Origin of the sequence: Streptomyces coelicoflavus (genome assembly GCF_003112555.1) — a bacterium.
GTDB classification, from domain to species: domain Bacteria; phylum Actinomycetota; class Actinomycetes; order Streptomycetales; family Streptomycetaceae; genus Streptomyces; species Streptomyces coelicoflavus.
The window spans coordinates 26448-42946 of the sequence record NZ_BEWB01000005.1; the positions used below are offsets into that span (position 1 = coordinate 26448).

19 protein-coding genes are annotated in these 16499 nt (G+C 73.7%); 12 read left to right on the plus strand and 7 right to left on the minus strand.

The window, feature by feature from the left end:
- Positions 1–38: 38 nt before the first annotated feature.
- From Sco07f_RS11895 to Sco07f_RS11905, 3 genes are all read left to right on the plus strand, one after another.
- A complete protein-coding gene (locus Sco07f_RS11895; RefSeq protein ID WP_087792030.1) occupies positions 39–578 on the plus strand; it encodes a Clp protease N-terminal domain-containing protein in 540 nt (179 codons plus the stop codon).
- A gap of 99 nt (positions 579–677) precedes the next feature.
- Complete coding sequence (locus Sco07f_RS11900; RefSeq protein ID WP_087792031.1) at positions 678–1682, plus strand: EamA family transporter; 1005 nt, start codon at positions 678–680, stop codon at positions 1680–1682.
- Positions 1683–1873: 191 nt separating this feature from the next.
- Entirely contained in the window at positions 1874–2833 is a 960-nt protein-coding gene (locus Sco07f_RS11905; protein WP_108987826.1) for a DMT family transporter, read from the plus strand.
- Positions 2834–2879: 46 nt separating this feature from the next.
- Here Sco07f_RS11905 and Sco07f_RS11910 read toward each other — a convergent pair whose 3' ends face one another.
- Positions 2880–3566, minus strand: coding sequence for a pyridoxamine 5'-phosphate oxidase family protein (locus tag Sco07f_RS11910; RefSeq protein ID WP_054102822.1), 687 nt, complete (start codon positions 3564–3566; stop codon positions 2880–2882).
- Positions 3567–3601: 35 nt separating this feature from the next.
- Here Sco07f_RS11910 and Sco07f_RS11915 point away from each other — a divergent pair, with 35 nt between their 5' ends.
- A complete protein-coding gene (locus tag Sco07f_RS11915; protein WP_087792033.1) occupies positions 3602–4939 on the plus strand; it encodes an aminotransferase class I/II-fold pyridoxal phosphate-dependent enzyme in 1338 nt (445 codons plus the stop codon).
- A 13-nt stretch (positions 4940–4952) separates the two neighbouring features.
- Here the strand turns inward: Sco07f_RS11915 and Sco07f_RS11920 are convergent, their stop codons facing one another.
- The gene (locus Sco07f_RS11920; RefSeq protein WP_174855343.1) at positions 4953–5945 is read right to left on the minus strand and encodes a DMT family transporter; all 993 of its coding nucleotides are present in this window, start codon (positions 5943–5945) and stop codon (positions 4953–4955) included.
- Positions 5946–6019: 74 nt separating this feature from the next.
- On the opposite strand from Sco07f_RS11920, the gene Sco07f_RS11925 reads away from it, so the two are divergent.
- A complete protein-coding gene (locus Sco07f_RS11925) occupies positions 6020–6931 on the plus strand; it encodes a LysR family transcriptional regulator (protein ID WP_007389864.1) in 912 nt (303 codons plus the stop codon).
- 170 nt (positions 6932–7101) lie between these two features.
- Here Sco07f_RS11925 and Sco07f_RS11930 read toward each other — a convergent pair whose 3' ends face one another.
- On the minus strand, positions 7102–7569 hold the full coding sequence (locus Sco07f_RS11930; protein ID WP_007447251.1) for a pyridoxamine 5'-phosphate oxidase family protein: 468 nt from the start codon (positions 7567–7569) through the stop codon (positions 7102–7104).
- Positions 7566–8063 (minus strand): Rieske (2Fe-2S) protein, encoded by a 498-nt coding sequence (locus Sco07f_RS11935; protein WP_042825749.1) that lies wholly within the window; start codon positions 8061–8063, stop codon positions 7566–7568. The genes Sco07f_RS11930 and Sco07f_RS11935 overlap by 4 nt, the downstream gene beginning before the upstream one ends.
- 193 nt (positions 8064–8256) lie before the next feature.
- Between Sco07f_RS11935 and Sco07f_RS11940 the strand changes: the two genes are divergently transcribed.
- Together Sco07f_RS11940 and Sco07f_RS11945 are read left to right on the plus strand one after the other, a co-directional pair.
- On the plus strand, positions 8257–9003 hold the full coding sequence (locus Sco07f_RS11940) for a HipA family kinase (RefSeq protein WP_007447262.1): 747 nt from the start codon (positions 8257–8259) through the stop codon (positions 9001–9003).
- 14 nt (positions 9004–9017) lie between these two features.
- Positions 9018–9401: a DUF3037 domain-containing protein gene (locus tag Sco07f_RS11945; protein ID WP_007447261.1), complete on the plus strand. Its 384-nt coding sequence runs from the start codon at positions 9018–9020 to the stop codon at positions 9399–9401.
- A gap of 60 nt (positions 9402–9461) precedes the next feature.
- Here the strand turns inward: Sco07f_RS11945 and Sco07f_RS11950 are convergent, their stop codons facing one another.
- Positions 9462–10304, minus strand: coding sequence for a hypothetical protein (locus tag Sco07f_RS11950; protein ID WP_108987828.1), 843 nt, complete (start codon positions 10302–10304; stop codon positions 9462–9464).
- 265 nt (positions 10305–10569) lie between these two features.
- On the opposite strand from Sco07f_RS11950, the gene fabG reads away from it, so the two are divergent.
- The 3 genes from fabG to Sco07f_RS11965 all read left to right on the plus strand — a co-directional run bounded on the left by fabG (position 10570) and on the right by Sco07f_RS11965 (position 13932).
- On the plus strand, positions 10570–11331 hold the full coding sequence (gene fabG, locus Sco07f_RS11955; RefSeq protein WP_007447260.1) for a 3-oxoacyl-ACP reductase FabG: 762 nt from the start codon (positions 10570–10572) through the stop codon (positions 11329–11331).
- Between the two features lie 43 nt (positions 11332–11374).
- A complete protein-coding gene (locus tag Sco07f_RS11960) occupies positions 11375–12136 on the plus strand; it encodes an SDR family oxidoreductase (RefSeq protein ID WP_007447259.1) in 762 nt (253 codons plus the stop codon).
- 209 nt (positions 12137–12345) lie between these two features.
- The gene (locus Sco07f_RS11965) at positions 12346–13932 is read left to right on the plus strand and encodes an ABC transporter substrate-binding protein (RefSeq protein WP_167468080.1); all 1587 of its coding nucleotides are present in this window, start codon (positions 12346–12348) and stop codon (positions 13930–13932) included.
- On the opposite strand, the gene Sco07f_RS11970 is transcribed toward Sco07f_RS11965, so the two are convergent.
- Entirely contained in the window at positions 13892–14395 is a 504-nt protein-coding gene (locus Sco07f_RS11970; protein ID WP_007447263.1) for a nuclear transport factor 2 family protein, read from the minus strand. The genes Sco07f_RS11965 and Sco07f_RS11970 overlap by 41 nt on opposite strands.
- A 150-nt stretch (positions 14396–14545) precedes the next feature.
- Between Sco07f_RS11970 and ung the strand changes: the two genes are divergently transcribed.
- Complete coding sequence (gene ung / locus Sco07f_RS11975; RefSeq protein ID WP_087792037.1) at positions 14546–15229, plus strand: uracil-DNA glycosylase; 684 nt, start codon at positions 14546–14548, stop codon at positions 15227–15229.
- A gap of 123 nt (positions 15230–15352) precedes the next feature.
- Complete coding sequence (locus tag Sco07f_RS11980) at positions 15353–15913, plus strand: hypothetical protein (RefSeq protein ID WP_108987829.1); 561 nt, start codon at positions 15353–15355, stop codon at positions 15911–15913.
- A gap of 31 nt (positions 15914–15944) precedes the next feature.
- Here Sco07f_RS11980 and Sco07f_RS11985 read toward each other — a convergent pair whose 3' ends face one another.
- Complete coding sequence (locus Sco07f_RS11985; RefSeq protein ID WP_439959688.1) at positions 15945–16445, minus strand: hypothetical protein; 501 nt, start codon at positions 16443–16445, stop codon at positions 15945–15947.
- Positions 16446–16499 lie beyond the last annotated feature (54 nt).

Consider the following 16499-nt stretch of genomic DNA (forward strand, 5'->3'; position numbering starts at 1 on the left):
GGATGACCGGGCCGCGAGGGACTGGTGAGCTGGGATACGTGCAACCCCGTATCCCCCGGCAGTCGGCCGGCGAGCAAGGCGGCCGGTGGCCGGACGGCACCGACCTCGAGGACCGGTTCAGCGCGGAACTGGCCTCGGCGGTCTCCGGCGCCCGCCGCCGAGCGGTGCGGGACGGGGACCGGCAGATCGACACGGCCCACCTGCTGCACTCGCTGCTGGAGTGCGACGCCGAGGCCCGCGCGCTGCTCGGGGACGGGCCCAGGATCGCCCGCGTCCTCGGCTACCTCGTGCAGCGCAGCATCGGCTACGGGCTGCGCTGGCAGGGTGCCGTCGAGGACTCCGGCGCCGTACCCGTCGTGTCCGGCGTCGACGGGTTCTCCGCGCCGGCCGCGGCCGCCATGGAGGACGCCGGCGTACGTGCGGCCCGGCGCGGGGCGGCCCGCACCGGGGGTGTGGACCTGCTCGCCGCCCTGGTCGCGGACCCGCGTACGCGCGCCGTCGAGGTGCTGGCCCGAGCCGCCGTCGAGCCGCACGCCGTGCTGGCCCGGGTGGAGAGCCACTTCGAGCCGACGCCTTGAGCCCGTCCCGTCCCCGCTCGCCGAGGGGCGCCGCTCCGCCGTCCAGTCGGTGAGACAGGTGTCATTGGGGGTGACGGTCATGTCGACCCCTGTCATCATGTGCCGGTGCATACGTCTGACAGCGCCCGGGGCAACCGCGGCAAGGGCACCGGGCTCGGCCTGGCACTCGGCTCCGCGGTCGCCTTCGGAGGTTCCGGAGTCGCCGCCAAACCGCTGATCGAGGCCGGACTCGATCCCCTCCACGTGGTCTGGCTGCGCGTGGCCGGCGCGGCCCTGGTGATGCTGCCGCTCGCCGTGCGCCACCGCGCCCTGCCGCGCCGCCGCCCCGCCCTGGTCGCCGGGTACGGCCTGCTCGCCGTGGCCGGTGTGCAGGCCTGCTACTTCGCCGCCATCTCGCGCATCCCCGTGGGCGTCGCGCTGCTCGTCGAGTACCTGGCACCCGCCCTGGTCCTCGGCTGGGTGCGGTTCGTGCAGCGGCGGCCGGTCACGCGGGCCGCCGCACTCGGCGTGGTCCTGGCGGTCGGCGGGCTCGCCTGCGTCGTCGAGGTCTGGTCGGGACTGGGCTTCGACGCCCTCGGACTGCTGCTCGCACTCGGCGCGGCCTGCTGCCAGGTCGGCTACTTCGTCCTGTCCGACCAGGGCAGCGACGCCGGCGAGGAGGCGCCCGACCCGCTCGGCGTCATCGCCTACGGACTGCTCGTCGGGGCCGCGGTGCTCACCGTCGTCGCCCGGCCCTGGTCGATGGACTGGTCCGTCCTGACCGGCACCGCCGCCATGGACGGCACGTCCGTCGCCGCCGTCCTGCTGCTGGCCTGGATCGTGCTCGTCGCCACGGTGCTCGCCTACGTCACCGGCATCGTCGCCGTGCGCCGCCTGTCGCCGCAGGTCGCCGGAGTCGTGGCCTGCCTCGAAGCGGTCATCGCGACCGTCCTGGCCTGGGTGCTGCTCGGCGAGCACCTCTCCGCCCCGCAGATCGTCGGCGGCGTCGTGGTGCTGGCCGGCGCCCTCATCGCCCAGTCCTCGACCCCCGCGAAGGGCTCGGCGGGCCCGGTGGCCGGTGGGGGACCCGAAAGGGAGTTGTCGAGCCGAGGGACGGCGACCTAGGGTGCGGACCATGCATTCCGACGCACTCGTCCTCCCGCCTCCGGCCGCCTGAGGCGGGCCCCTGTGACGAGCCCGGCGCGTGGTCGCCGGGCCGGACGGTGCTGCCCGCGGACGAGAGTCCCCGCGCCCCGGTCGTTCGTTCCGGGACGCCTCGAACTTCCGCGCCCCGTGCGCGTCTGCGGAGAGAACTCGTGTCGAATGCCGTCTCCGGCCTGCCCGTCGGGCGTGGCCTCCTCTATCTGATCGTCGCCGGTGTCGCCTGGGGCACCGCCGGTGCCGCCGCCTCACTGGTCTACCGCGCCAGCGACATGGGCCCCGTCGCCCTGTCGTTCTGGCGCTGCGCGGTGGGACTCGTCCTGCTGCTCGCCGCCCGCCCGCTGCGCCCGCGGGTGCGCCCGGCCGTCCGTGAACCGTTCGGGCAAAAGGCGCTGCGGGCGGGCGTCACCGGGCTCGGGCTCGCGGTGTTCCAGACCGCCTACTTCGCCGCCGTACAGTCCACCGGGCTCGCCGTCGCCACGGTCGTCACCCTCGGCGCCGGGCCCGTACTGATCGCCCTCGGCGCGCGCCTCGCCCTCGGCGAACACCTGGGGGCGGGCGGCGCCGCGGCCGTCGTCGGCGCGCTCGCCGGGCTCGCGGTACTGGTCCTCGGCGGCGGGAGTACGACCGTCCGGCTGCCGGGCGTGCTCCTCGCGCTGCTGTCCGCCGCCGGGTACTCGGTGATGACGCTGCTCACCCGCTGGTGGGGGAGGGGCGGCGGGGCGGACGCCGGCAGCACCTCCGTCGGTGCGTTCGCCGTCACGAGTCTGTGCCTGCTGCCGCTCGCCCTGGCCGAGGGCCTGGTGCCGCACACCGCCGAACCGGTCCGGCTCCTGTGGCTGCTGGCGTACGTCGCGGCCGTCCCGACCGCCCTCGCCTACGGGCTCTACTTCGCCGGCGCGGCCGTCGTCCGGTCCGCGACCGTCTCCGTGATCATGCTTCTCGAGCCGGTCAGCGCGGCGGCGCTCGCCGTCCTGCTGCTCGGCGAGCACATCACGGCGGCGACCCTGGCCGGCACGCTGCTGATGCTCGGCTCGGTCGCGGGACTCGCGGTGGCGGAGACCCGGGCGGCGCGGCAGGTGAGGGAGGCCGGGACGCGACCGACGCCGGCCTGAGGCCGAGGGGCCGGCGGGGCGCCGCCGCCGTCCGCCCGGGCCGGTGTCACCCGGCCGACAGGTAGTCGGGCAGTGCGGTGGCGGGGTCCAGACCCGGATCGGCCACCGGAGTCCCGTACCCCTTGCGCAACGGGACGAGACCGGCCCAGTGCGGGAGGGCGAGGTCCTCCGGTTCGTCGTTCACCCCGCCGGTGCGGAGCTTGGCGGAGACCTCGTTCAGGTCGAGGCGGATCACGGCGGTGGCGGCCAGCTCCTTCTTGTTCGCCGGCCGGGAGTCGCGGGAACGGCCCGGGACGACGTGGTCGACCAGGGCGTCCAGGGCCGTGCGCCGCTCCTCGGGGTCCGTCACCTCGTGGGCCGTGCCGTGCACCACCACCGACCGGTAGTTGATCGAGTGGTGGAAGGCGGAGCGGGCCAGCACCAGCGCGTCGACGTGGGTCACCGTCAGGCACACCGGCAGCCCCGGGTCGGCCGCGCCCGTCATCCGCAGGGGGCGCGAGCCCGTCGAGCCGTGCAGGTAGAGGCGCTCGCCCACGCGGCCGTACAGGGTCGGCAGGACCACCGGGGCGCCGTCGCGGACGAAGCCGAGGTGGCACACGTAGCCCTCGTCGAGTATCGAGTGCACCAGCTCCTTGTCGTACGCGGCCCGGTCGGGGGAGCGGGTGGGGACGGTGCGGTCGGTGGGCGGGTAGGTGTCGGCCGGCTGCGACGGCGTCCCCGTGGTCCCCTGCATGGCGTTCTCCATTGCACTAGTGCATAATCTTCTTTGTGCTAGGAGACTATCCGATCACCGGGCGGGGCGCTGCGGAGATTTCCGCGAGCGTCGAGCGCGCGGTGGGCTCGGGAGAACTGGAACCGGGTCAACCCCTGCCGCCGATGCGGGAGTTGGCGCAGCGTCTCGGGGTGAACCCGAACACCGTCGCCGCCGCCTACCGCACCCTGCGCGAGCGCGGGGTCATCGAGACGGCCGGCCGGCGGGGCAGCCGGGTGCGCGCGAAACCGGCCACCACCGGACGCGAGTTCATCCGCGTCGAGGTGCCCGAGGGGGTGCGCGACGTGTCCGACGGCAACCCGGACCCGGCCCTGCTGCCCGCCCTCGGCCCGGCGTTCGCCGCGGCGGCGGAGCAGGGCGACCGCGAACCGGTGCTGTACGGGCACGAGCCCGTGGACCCGGAGCTGGCCCGCGTCGCCCGCGCCGAACTGGACGCGGACGGAGTGCCGGACGGGCCCCTGGCGGTGACGTCCGGCTCGCTGGACGCGATGGAGCGGGTCCTCGCGGCCCACCTCAAGCCCGGGGACGCCGTCGCCGTCGAGGACCCCGGCTGGGGCAGCCTCCTCGATCTGGTGCCCGCGCTCGGTCTGCGCACGGTCGCCGTCGGGGTCGACGACCAGGGGCCGCTGCCCGAGGACGTGCGCCGGGTCCTCGCGGCCGGCGCCCGTGCCCTGGTGGTCACGGACCGCGCGCAGAACCCGACCGGCGCGGCGGTGAGCGCGGCCCGCGCGCGTGCGCTGCGGCCGGTGCTGCGCGAGCACCCCGGGACGCTGCTCATCGAGGACGACCACGGCCACGGCATCGTCGACCTCCCGCCGTACCCCCTCGCCGGTACGACCCGTCACTGGGCCTTCGTCCGCTCCGCCGCCAAGGCCTGCGGCCCCGACCTCCGGCTCGCCGTGCTCGTCGGCGACCCGGTCACGCTCGACCGGGTGCGGGGACGTCAGCGGCTCGGCCCCGGCTGGGTCAGCCGCGTCACCCAGCGCGCCGTGGCCCGGCTGTGGGCGGACGGCGCGGTGGACGCCCGCGCGGTGGCCCGGGTGTACGGGCGACGCCGGGACGCGCTCCTCGGCGCCCTGGCGGAACACGGGGTCGCCGGGTACGGGCGCACCGGAATGAACGTGTGGATTCCGGTGCCCGACGAGACCGGCGCCGTGGCCCGGCTCCTGCACGGCGGCTGGGCCGTGGCCCCCGGCGCCCGCTTCCGCCTGAGCACCCCGCCCGGCATCAGGATCACCGTCTCGACGCTGGGGGAGGCCGACTTCGGGCCGCTGGCAGCGGCTGTCGCGGCGGCAGCGGGGCCCGGGGCGGGGCCGCCGCGGAGCTACGTCTGAGCGGCCCCGCCCCTCAGACCCGCGATGCCCGGCGAACCGGGGACGGTGCCTGGGGCGCGGGCGCCGCCCCGCCCCGGCGGGTCCCGGACCGGGACTGGGTCAGCGCCGCGCCGGCGAGGACGATCACCGCGCCGACGGGGGTCGACCAGGACAGCGACTCGCCGAGGAGCGCGACGCCCGCGGCCGTGGCGATGACCGGGGTGAAGTAGGTGACCATCTGGGCCGTCGTCGGGCCGACCTCGGCGACCAGGTCGTACTGGATCAGGAAGGCGAGCCCCGTGCCGAGGACGCCGAGGGCCGCGACCGCCAGCAGGGGGAGTACCGGGAAGGAGGCCGGCACCGAAGTGAACAACGGCGTCACGACCGCCAGTTGCAGGGTGGCGAGACCCAGCTGGGTGCCGGTCAGCGAGAGGTGGGAGTGGCTGGAGCCGGCCAGGGTGCGCCGCACGTAGATCCATCCGACCGGGTAGCTCAGCGAGGCCAGCAGCGCCAGCGCCGTGCCCGTGACGTCGAGGCCGTGGAAGCCCTGCCAGACGCCCAGCACCGTCAGGACGCCGAGGAAGCCGACGCCGAGGCCGGCCACCCGGCGCCGCGTTGGCCGGTCCTCGGACAGGGCGACCAGCGACAGGGCCATACCCCACAACGGCGAGGTCGCGTTGCAGATGCCCGCGAGCGACGAGGGGATCGTCAGCTCGGAGAAGGCGAACAGGGAGAACGGCAGCGCGTTGAGGAGGAACCCGGCGACCGTCAGGTGCACCCACGTCCACGCCCCGCGCGGGAGCCGCTCCCGCTTGACCGCCATCGCCGCCGCGACCACCGCCGCACCGAACGCCAGCCGCCCGAGCGTCACCTGGAACGGCGCGAAGCTCTCGGTGCCCACCTTCATGAAGAGGAAGCTGAACCCCCACACGAGGGAGAGGGCCCCGAAACGCAGCCGCCAGTCGAGGACGCGGCGGGGCTTGGCCGGGACGGGGACGGGGGCGGAGGAGGCCGGGACGCTGCTCATGCTGGCAACGATGCGGCAGCCGTCCTCGTAGCACAATCGAGATTTCGCACGGAATATCTCGTAGCATCGCTTACATGTTGAACCTGGAGCGCCTGCGGACCCTGGACGCCCTCGCCCGGCACGGCTCGGTCAGCGGCGCCGCCGCCGGTCTGCACATCACCACCTCGGCCGTCTCCCAGCAGATGGCCAAGCTCGAGCGGGAGGCCGGTCAGCGGCTCCTCGCCAAGAACGGGCGCGGCGTCCGGCTCACGGACGCCGGCCGGCTGCTCGCCGAGCACGCGGCCCGCATCCTCTCCCAGGTCGAGCTGGCCCAGGCCGACCTGGAGGCGCAGCGCGGGCAGGTGGCGGGCGAGCTGAGACTGTCGGCGTTCCCCACGGCCGCCCGCGGACTCTTCCCCGCCGCGCTGGCGACGCTGCGCGCCGGACACCCCGCGCTGCGCATCCGCTCCTCCGAGCTGGAGCCGGAGCGCGGCATCAGCGGCGTGGTGCGCGGCGACCTGGACCTGGCCGTCGTGCTGGACTGGTACAACAAGCCGATCCCGCTGCCCGACGGTCTGGTCAAGGCACCGCTCCTGGACGATCCCGCCGACGTCGCCCTGCCGGTCGGCCACCGGCTCGCGGCCCGGGACGAGGTGGACCTAGCCGAGTTCGCCGAGGACGAGTGGATCACCTGGGGCGAGGGCGAGTTCTGCCACGAGTGGTTGATGTTCACGCTGCGGTCGAAGGGCATCGAGCCGATCGTCGGCCACCGCGCCGCCGAGACCCACACCCAGCTCGGGCTGGTCGCCGCGGGGCTCGGCGTGTGCATCGCGCCGCTGCTCGGACGCCACCCCATGCCCGCCGACGTCGTCACGGTGCCGCTGAGGCAGCGGGTGCGCCGGCACGTGTACGTCGTCTGGCGGGCCGACGCCGACCGCCGCCCGTCGATCCGGGCGGCGGTGGACGCACTGCGGGCGACGGCGAAGGAGGTGGGCCAGGCGGGGTGAGACGCGCCCGGCGACCCGTGCGACCCGTGCACGGCGCGTCCCACGCCCGGTGACCCGCGCACGGCGTGCCCACGCCCCGCGCCCGGTGACCCGCGCACGGCGCGTCCCACGCCCCGCGCCCGGCGGGCCCCGGCCCCGCGCCCGGCGGGCCCCGGCCCCGGCGTGCCCGCCTAGGCGGAGGCCAGCTTGCGGAAGTCCCAGGAGACGACCTTCTCCGGTGTCAGCCGCAGCCAGGCGTGCCGGCCGTCGTGCGGCATCTCCTGCATGCCGAAGTTCTTGCGGGCGAACAGCGTCTCCGGGAAGTCCAGTTCGGCGCACAGCTCGCCGGTGCGCGGCGCCTCGCCCACGAACTCCACCCGGCCGGACAGCTCCGCGCCCCGCAACTCGCCGTACTCCTCGCCGGTGTCGACGACGATCGCCACCCGCGGATCGCGCCGCAGGTCCGTCCAGCGCCGGCTGCGCACGACGGAGTACAGCCACATCGACGAGCCGTCCCACACGAACCACAGCGTGCTCACGTGCGGGGCTCCGTCGGCCGAGACGGTGGCGACCCGGCAGGTGCGCTGGGCGGTGAGGAACGCCTCCAGTTCGCCGGGGGTCATCATGATCCGGCGCCCCCGGCGCTGCGTCACGGTCATCCGGCCAGCCGGATCGAGTCCCCGCTGACCGTGATCTGCACGGCGGGCAGCGGCTTGGGCGCGGGACCGCCCTGCACACTGCCGTCGGTGATCGAGAAGTTGCTGTTGTGGCACGGGCAGTTGATGACCCCGTCGGCCACGCTCTTCACGGCGCAGCCCTGATGGGTGCAGGTGGCGGAGAACGCCTTGAACTCACCGGCCGCGGGCTGGGTGACCACCACCTTCTGGTCGGGGAAGACCTTCCCGCCGCCCTCCGGGATGTCGGCGGTCGCCGCGAGCGCCGGCCCCGCCCCGGCGTTCTCGCCGCCGCCCGAACCGCTGCTGCCCGCCTCCTGGGAGGCGGCGTCCGAGGGGGCGGTGCCGGTGTCGGCCGAAGCGTCGTCGTCCGAGCCTGAGCAGGCGGCCAGCACGGCGGTGAGCCCTGCCGCTCCGGCCGCCGCCACGACGGTACGACGGGCCGGTCCCGCTGCGGGATGAAACGATGCGCTGGTCATGCTGGGATTCCCTTCCGGGGAGGACGCGTGATGATCTGCCGAGAGGTACGGTCCCGTGGCACGTGCTGTTCAGACCGTGCCGAGATGCTGTCGGGCCGGCGGTCGGGCGGGCGTAAAACACGGCTGTCGATTCGCTGTCGGCCGCACACCGGCCAGGTGCGGCGCCCCCGCGCCACGCCGGTAGCCTGGGGCGATGCTGAAGGAAGTCATCGCGACCCGCTACATCACGCCGTTGCGTGAGGGCGGCTCGCTGCCGGGCCTCGTCGAGGGGGACGACCTCGGCACGTACGTCCTGAAGTTCACCGGCGCGGGACAGGGCCGCAAGACGCTCGTCGCCGAGGTGGTCTGCGGCGAACTCGCCCGCCGGCTGGGCTTCCGGGTGCCGCGGCTGGTGACCGTCGACCTCGATCCGGTGCTCGGGCTCGGCGAACCCGACCAGCAGGTGCAGGAGCTGCTCAAGTCCAGCGGCGGCACCAACCTCGGCATGGGCTTCCTCTCCGGCGCGCTCGGATTCGACCCGCTCGCCTTCGGGGTGAGCGCCGAGGAGGCCGGACGGATCGTCTGGTTCGACGCGCTGGTCAACAACGTCGACCGCTCCTGGCGCAACCCCAACCTGCTGCGCCTGCGCGGCGAGACGTGGCTCATCGACCACGGCGCCACCATGATCTGGCACCACAACTGGCCCGGCGCCGAGGCCTCCGCCGCCCGTCCCTACGACGCCGCCGACCACGCCCTCGCGCGCTTCGCGCCGGACGTCCGCTCGGCCGCCGCCGCGCTCGCGCCGCTGGTCACCGAGGAACTCCTCGCCGAGGTCACCGCCGAGATCCCGGACGTCTGGCTGCGCGACGAACCCGGCTTCGCCACCCCCGACGACCTGCGCAGGGCCTACGCCGCGCCGCTGCTCGCGCGGGCCGCCACGATCCACGAACGCGTCAAGTGAACCAAGGGGGAGCGGTGAGCGACCGCCACGTCTACGAGTACGCGCTGCTGCGCGTGGTGCCGCGGGTCGAGCGCGGGGAGTGCGTCAACGCCGGCGTCCTCGTCTACTGCCGGGCCAGGTCCTACGTCGGTGCCCGCACCCACCTCGACGAGGGCCGGCTGCTCGCCCTGGACCCGCGGGTGGACCTGCCCGGGGTGCGGGCGGCGCTGGATGCCGTCGAGGGCGTGTGCGCCGGAGGGGACGCGGCGGGCCAGGCGGCCGGGGACGACCCCGGCCGCCGGTTCCGCTGGCTGATCGCCCCCCGCTCGACGATCGTCCAGCCCGGCCCCGTCCACACCGGCCTGACGGCAGACCCGGCCGCCGAGACGGAGCGGCTCCTGGACCTGCTGGTGCGCTGAGCGCGGCGGGGGACGGGGCCCGCCCCGGGTGGTCGGACACCCGCGGGGCCGAGCCGTGCCTCAGGCGCGTCGGCGGCGCCGGACCACGAAGCCGGTCGCGAGCGCGGCGCCGGTGACGAAGGTCAGACCGATACCGATGTCCCAGTCGCTGGGCCCGGTGCCCGAGGCGCCGCCCAGGCCGCCCTGGGTGCCGAGCGTGGGCGTCACGGCGGGGGAGGCGACGGGCGCGGGTGCGGTGACGACCGGGGCGGGCGCCGTCGTGGCCGGACGCGGCTGGGAGGTGGCGGAGATCGTCGGGTCCTGGTCCCGCGGATGCGCCGCGCCGCCGCCCACGCCGCCGTCCGCGTCCCGGATCTCACGGATTCCGCCCTGGCCGAACGAGCCCTGGCCGGTGGAGTGGGACGTCCCGGGCCGGTTCTGGTCGAGCAGGCCCTCGTCGAACCGGCCGTCTCCGGGCCGGCCGGGATCGGTTCCGTTCCCGTCGAGACCGCCCCCGCCGGGACCGCTTCCGTCGAGACCCCCTCCGTCCGGACGGCCTCCGTCGAGTCCGCCTCCGCCGGAGCCGTTCCCGTCCGGCCGGACCTGGCCGGGTCCGCTTCCGTCGGACAGCCCCTCGTCCGGGCGACCGTTGCCGAGTCCGCCCCCGTCGAGCCGGCCGTCGTCGGACCGGCCCTCGTCCAGCGGGGCGTCGGCGGACGGGTCTTCGTACAGCGCGTCCGGGCACGGCGAATCCGGGTTGCCCGGATCCGTGTCCAGCCCGATCGGTACCGCTTCCTGGTAGGTGAAGCTCCGGCAGTCCTGGCCCAGGTCCGCGTTGAGGTCCTGGGCGGGTGCGGGGTCGGCCAGCGGCACGATCGCGGCGATCGCGACGGCTATGCCTGCTGCACCGGTACGACGGCGCATGGACGCCTCCTTTCCGGCCACGGGTGGCTCGCGCTTCGACGCTATGGGCCCGGCGGCCGGGCGGCCCGCAGCGCTGGGCCGATCGGGCGACCGGGGGCGAGTGGCGCGCCGGGAGGGCCGGGTAATGGATCACACCGGCCCGGTGTCCCGTTGACACCGGGTGCCAGGGCTTCTAGCGTCACGTCTGCGGAAGGTACTAAGCGGTCGCTCACCCAGGGCGCACGCTCCGCACGGGCCGCATCCCCAGGACGAGGAGAAGCAGCGAATGTCCACCACTGAGCAGCGGGTCGCCGTAGTCACCGGAGCCGCGCGCGGCATCGGCGCCGCCACCGCCGTACGACTGGCCGCCGAGGGCCGTGCCGTCGCCGTCATCGACCTCGACGAGGCCGCCTGCAAGGACACCGTGGAGAAGATCACCGCGGCCGGCGGCAGGGCGCTCGCGATCGGCTGCGACGTCTCCGACGAGGCGCAGGTCGAGGCGGCCGTGGCACGGATCGCCGAGGAGCTGGGCGCGCCGACGATCCTCGTCAACAACGCGGGCGTGCTGCGCGACAACCTGCTGTTCAAGATGAGCGTCTCCGACTGGGACACCGTCATGAACGTGCACCTGCGCGGTGCCTTCCTGATGACGAAGGCCTGCCAGAAGCACATGGTGGACGCCGGGTTCGGCCGCGTCGTCAACCTGTCCTCCTCCTCCGCCCTCGGCAACCGCGGGCAGGTCAACTACTCCGCCGCCAAGGCCGGTCTCCAGGGCTTCACCAAGACCCTCGCCAAGGAGCTGGGCAAGTTCGGCGTCACCGCCAACGCCGTGGCCCCCGGCTTCATCGCCACCGAGATGACCAAGGCCACCGCCGACCGCGTCGGCATGGGCTTCGACGACTTCAAGGCCGCCGCGGCCACCCAGATCCCGGTCGCGCGCGTCGGCGAGCCCGACGACATCGCCAACGCCATCGCCTTCTTCACCGGCGAGGCCGCCGGCTTCGTCTCCGGCCAGGTGCTGTACGTGGCCGGCGGACCGCTCGACTAGCGAACAGTGAACACGGAGACCAGGAACGGTTGGGAACACTGACATGACTGAAACGCCCGGACTGTCCGGCAAGGTCGCGCTCGTCACGGGCGCCAGCCGCGGCATCGGCTACGGCGTCGCCGAGGCGCTGGTCGCGCGCGGCGACCGGGTCTGCATCACCGGCCGCAACGAGGACGCGCTGAAGGAGGCCGTCGAGCGGCTCGGCGCCGACCGGGTCATCGGCGTCGCCGGCAAGGCGCACGACGAGGCACACCAGGCCGTCGCCGTCGAGCGGGTGATGGAGGCCTTCGGACGCGTCGACTTCCTGGTCAACAACGCCGGTACCAACCCGGTGTTCGGGCCGATCGCGGACCTCGACCTGAACGTCGCGCGCAAGGTCTTCGAGACCAACGTGATCTCGGCGCTCGGCTTCGCCCAGCGCACCTGGCACGCCTGGCAGAAGGACAACGGCGGCGCGATCGTCAACATCGCCTCGGTCGCGGGCCTTTCGCCCTCGCCCTTCATCGCCGCATACGGCGTCAGCAAGGCCGCGCTGATCAACCTCACCGCGCAGCTGGCGCACGAGTTCGCGCCCGGGGTGCGGGTCAACGCGATCGCCCCGGCGGTCGTGAAGACCAAGTTCGCCGCCGCCCTGTACGAGGGCCGTGAGGAAGAGGCCGCCTCGGGCTACCCGCTGGGCCGGCTCGGCGTGCCCTCCGACATCGGCGGTGCCGCCGAGTTCCTCACCTCGGAGCAGTCCGCCTGGGTCACCGGACAGACGCTCGTCGTCGACGGCGGCATCTTCCTGAACGCCGGCGTGGCCTGATCTCGACCCCGAGGCCCTCTCAAGATCAATCCCGGACACGGGTGCCGTTGATGAGAACGGCGCCCGTGTCCGCGTATCGGAACCCGGTGCACGATGACAACGTAGTCATCGCCAAATGATCAAAACCCCTGTTCAGAAGGGGGTTCAGGGGGCGTTGTGCTGCGGTAAGGTCTGCCGACCCTTGGCACGGCGGATCGAGGAGCGTGCGCGTGTTCAACCGGAAGCGGGGCCTGCGGCGGATCGCGGCCATCGTGTCCATATCTTCACTGGTCACCGGGTGCGGCATCCTGTCGTCCGACAGTTCGGACGACGAGGAGCCGATCGTCGTGGGGACGACCAGCGCCCCCAGCACCCTCGATCCGGCCGCTTCGTGGGACGGCTCCTGGGAGTTGTTCCGGAACATCTACCAGACGCTGCTCAGTTACCCCAGTGGTGCCACCGCGCCCCAGCCCGACGCCGCCGAGCAGTGCTCGTTCACCGACACCAAGAACCAGGTGTACACCTGCCGACTGCGCGAGGGCCTGACCTTCTCCGACGGCGACGCCCTCGACGCCCGGGCCGTCAAGTACTCGATCGACCGGATCAAGGACATCAACGTCAACGGCGGCCCGGCCGGCCTGCTCGGCAGCCTCGAACGGGTCCAGGCGCCCAGCAAGCGCGAGGTGGTCTTCCACCTCAACAAGCCCGACGCCACCTTCCCGTTCGTGCTCGCCACGCCCGCCATGTCGATCGTCAATCCCGACGACTATCCCGCGGACGCCCTGCGCGAAGGCAGCGGAATCGTGGGATCCGGCCCGTACACGCTCCAGTCCTACGAGGACGGCGCACGGGCCGAACTCGTGCGCAACGACCGCTACAAGGGTTTCGCCGAACGGCACAACAAGGCGGTGACCATCCGCTACTTCAAGGACTCCGCCGGCATGGTGGAGGCGCTGCGCGACGGCGACATCCAGGTGACCTACCGCGGCCTGGCCGCCGACGACGTCATCACGCTCCAGGGCAAGGAGGGCAAGGAGGAGAACCTCCAGCTCGTCGAGGGCAGCGGCACGGAGATCAGCTATCTCGTCTTCAACCCCGAGGACCCGTGGGCGGGACGCAAGGAAGTGCGCCAGGCCGTCGCCCAGGTGATCGACCGGGCGGCGATCGCGCACAAGATCTACCAGGACACCGTCGATCCGCTGTACTCGATGGTCCCCAAGGGCCTCACCGGTCACACCACCGGCTTCTTCGACGACTACGGCGACCCCAGCGTCCCCAAGGCCCGCGAGCTGCTCGAGGACGCCGGCATCACCGACCCGGTCCCGCTCACCCTCTGGTACACCACCGACCGCTACGGCTCCGAGACGGGCAAGGAGTTCAAGGAGATCAAGCGGCAGCTCGACGCCTCGGGCCTGTTCGAGGTGACGCTCAAGAGCCGCCCCTGGAAGACGTACGTCGCCGGCTACCAGAAGGGCGAGTACCCGGTGTTCGGCCGCGGCTGGTCCCCGGACTTCCCGGACGCGGAGAACTTCATCGCCCCCTTCGTCGGCAAGCAGAACGCGCTCGGCACGCCCTACCTCACCCCGGAGATCACCGGTGAGCTGCTGCCGCGCTCCCGCCGGGAGAGCGACCGCGGCAACGTGGAGCGGGACTTCGAGCGGGCGCAGCAGATCATGGTGAACGACGTACGGCTGCTGCCGCTGTGGCAGGGCAAGCAGTACGTCGCCGCCAGCACGGACATCTCGGGCGCGGAGCAGGCCCTGGACCCGTCGACGATCATGATGATGTGGCAGCTCCACCGGAAGACGAGCTGGTAGACGGGGCGGCCAGCCGCTCGGTGCCGCCGCCGAAGGCGAGGAACAGGGTCCGCGCGGCGAGCAGCCACTCGCCGTCGACCTTCCGGAACGTGTCCTCGTAGTGTCCGACGTTGGCGGGCAGCCGCGGCGGAACCATCCCGTCGACGTATCCGTCGACACGGTAGGTCGTCAGGTACGAGGTCGCGGTCGCCGTCGTCGCGGAGTCCACGGTGACGAGGATGTTCGTCATCACCCGGCGCGACAACCGGTCCGCCGGCCGGGAGCCGAAGTACGTCCGCAGCGCTTCCCGGCCCTCGACACGACGGTCGCCGTGGGGCCACTGCCAGACCCCGTCGGCGGTGAACAGGTCGGCCGCCGATCCGGGGTCGCCGAGATCGAGACGGCGGACCAGGTCGACGACCAGCCGTTCGCAGGCGCGTTCCGCGAGCAGGCGTTCCGTGGGGCTCATCGCGTCGGAGGTCATGCCCACTTCCTACCAGCCCCGCTCCGCCGCGGGACAACGCTTTTCCGGCGCCGCCCGGCGCCGCCCGGCGCCGCCCGGCGCCCCCGTTGTCAGTGGTCGCCGGTAGGTTCTACGGGACCGGAAGCGACCGCACAGCGTAAGGAAGTTGACGTGACCGACATCGCCATCCTGCCCGAGTCCTGGCGCGAGGTGCTGGGCGGCGAGCTGCAAGAGCCCTACTTCAAGGAGCTGATGCGGTTCGTCGAGGAGGAGCGGGCGAACGGCCCCGTCTACCCGCCGCGCGAGGAGGTCTTCGCCGCGCTGGAGGCCACGCCCTTCGACCGGGTGAAGGTGCTGGTCCTCGGCCAGGACCCCTACCACGGCGAGGGGCAGGGACACGGGCTGTGCTTCTCGGTGCGGCCCGGTGTGAAGGTCCCGCCGTCCTTGCGGAACATCTACAAGGAGATGCACGCGGAGCTGGACACCCCGATCCCGGACAACGGCTACCTGATGCCGTGGGCGGAGCAGGGCGTCCTGCTGCTCAACGCGGTGCTCACGGTGCGCGCCGGGGAGGCGAACTCGCACAAGGCCCGCGGCTGGGAGCTGTTCACCGATGCGGTGATCCGCGCGGTGGCCGGCCGGACCGACCCGGCGGTCTTCGTGCTGTGGGGCAACTACGCCCAGAAGAAGCTGCCGCTGATCGACGAGACGCGGCACGTCGTGGTCAAGGGGGCCCACCCTTCGCCGCTGTCCGCGAAGAAGTTCTTCGGCTCCCGCCCGTTCACGCAGATCAACGAGGCGGTCGCCGCGCAGGGCCACGAGCCGATCGACTGGACCGTTCCGAACCTGGGCTGATCCCGGCGACCGGGCCGGTCCGTCGCCCGACCGGCCCGCGCACGTCCCGGTGCCGCCTGACCGGGAAAGCGGGTGCGTGCCGTTAGCGTCGTCGGCACAGGCGACGAGGGCACGGAGGACTTGGTGGCGAAGGGACAGGAGCAGGCGGCGCCGGACGCCGTGCTGACACGGATCGGTCAGGTCGCCATGCTGCATCACGCGGGCGACCGCGAGGAGGCCCGGGACCGCTACCTCGCCCTGTGGGCCGAGATCGGCGAGCGCGGTGACCCCCTGCACCGCTGCACGCTGGCCCGCTACCTCGCCGACACCCAGGACGATCCGGCGCAGGAGCTGACGTGGGACCTGAGGGCGTTGTCGGCCGCCGAGGAGCTGACGGAGGACCGGCGGGCCGACCGGCACGAGGACACGCCCGCCGCCCGCGCCCTGTACCCCTCGCTCCACCTGGACCTGGCCGCGGACTACGAGCGGCTCGGTCACCGCGAGGCGGCCCGTCTGCACCTGGGGCGCGCCCGCGCCGCGGCCGGGGCCCTCGCCCCGGACCGCTACGGAGAGGGCGTACGCGCCTCGATCGACCGGCTGGAGCTGCGCCTGAACGGCGCCGGTCCCCGCACGGACGGCCACGACCGGCCCGACGGGTCCGACGGGCCGGAGGGGCGGGGCCGACCGCCGAGGCAGCGACCGTAGGGCCGGCCGGCCCGGTGGGTACCGGCCGGCCTCAGTGGCCGTACGCCTGCTCGCAGATGCGCGCCTCGGGGCTGCCCGGCCGCCAGCCGCCGTACCGCTTGCCGAGGGAGCACACGTCCGCCTTCGCGCCGGTGCCGCCGCCGGCCGCGCCCGGCAGGTCGGGCACCTTGTCGTGCGGCGGTGCGGGGGCGCGGGTGTGCTCGGGCGCCGCCGGGCGGGCGGACCGCGGTGCGGGGGCACCGCCGGCCGGCTGATCGCGCGGCGCGGCAGCGGGTGCCCGGGGTTGCGTACGGCGTGGTGACGCGGTGGCGGACTCCGGCGCGGGGGAGGGGCCGATCATCTCCAGCGCCTCCCGGGCCGGGGCCTGGACGACCCGTGGCTCGGCCGGGCCGTCCGGGTGCGGCGCGGACGAGCGGGCCCCGGACGCGGACGGCTGGGCCGCGGCCGGACCCTGGACGGTCGTACAGCCGGTCAGGGCGGCCGAGACAGCCACGGTCAGCAGAAGCGTTGCGGTGGTCGTCGTTCGATGCACCCGCGCCACTCTGGTGCTTCGGGCCCCCCGACCGGCGCCGGACAAGCGGAGGTT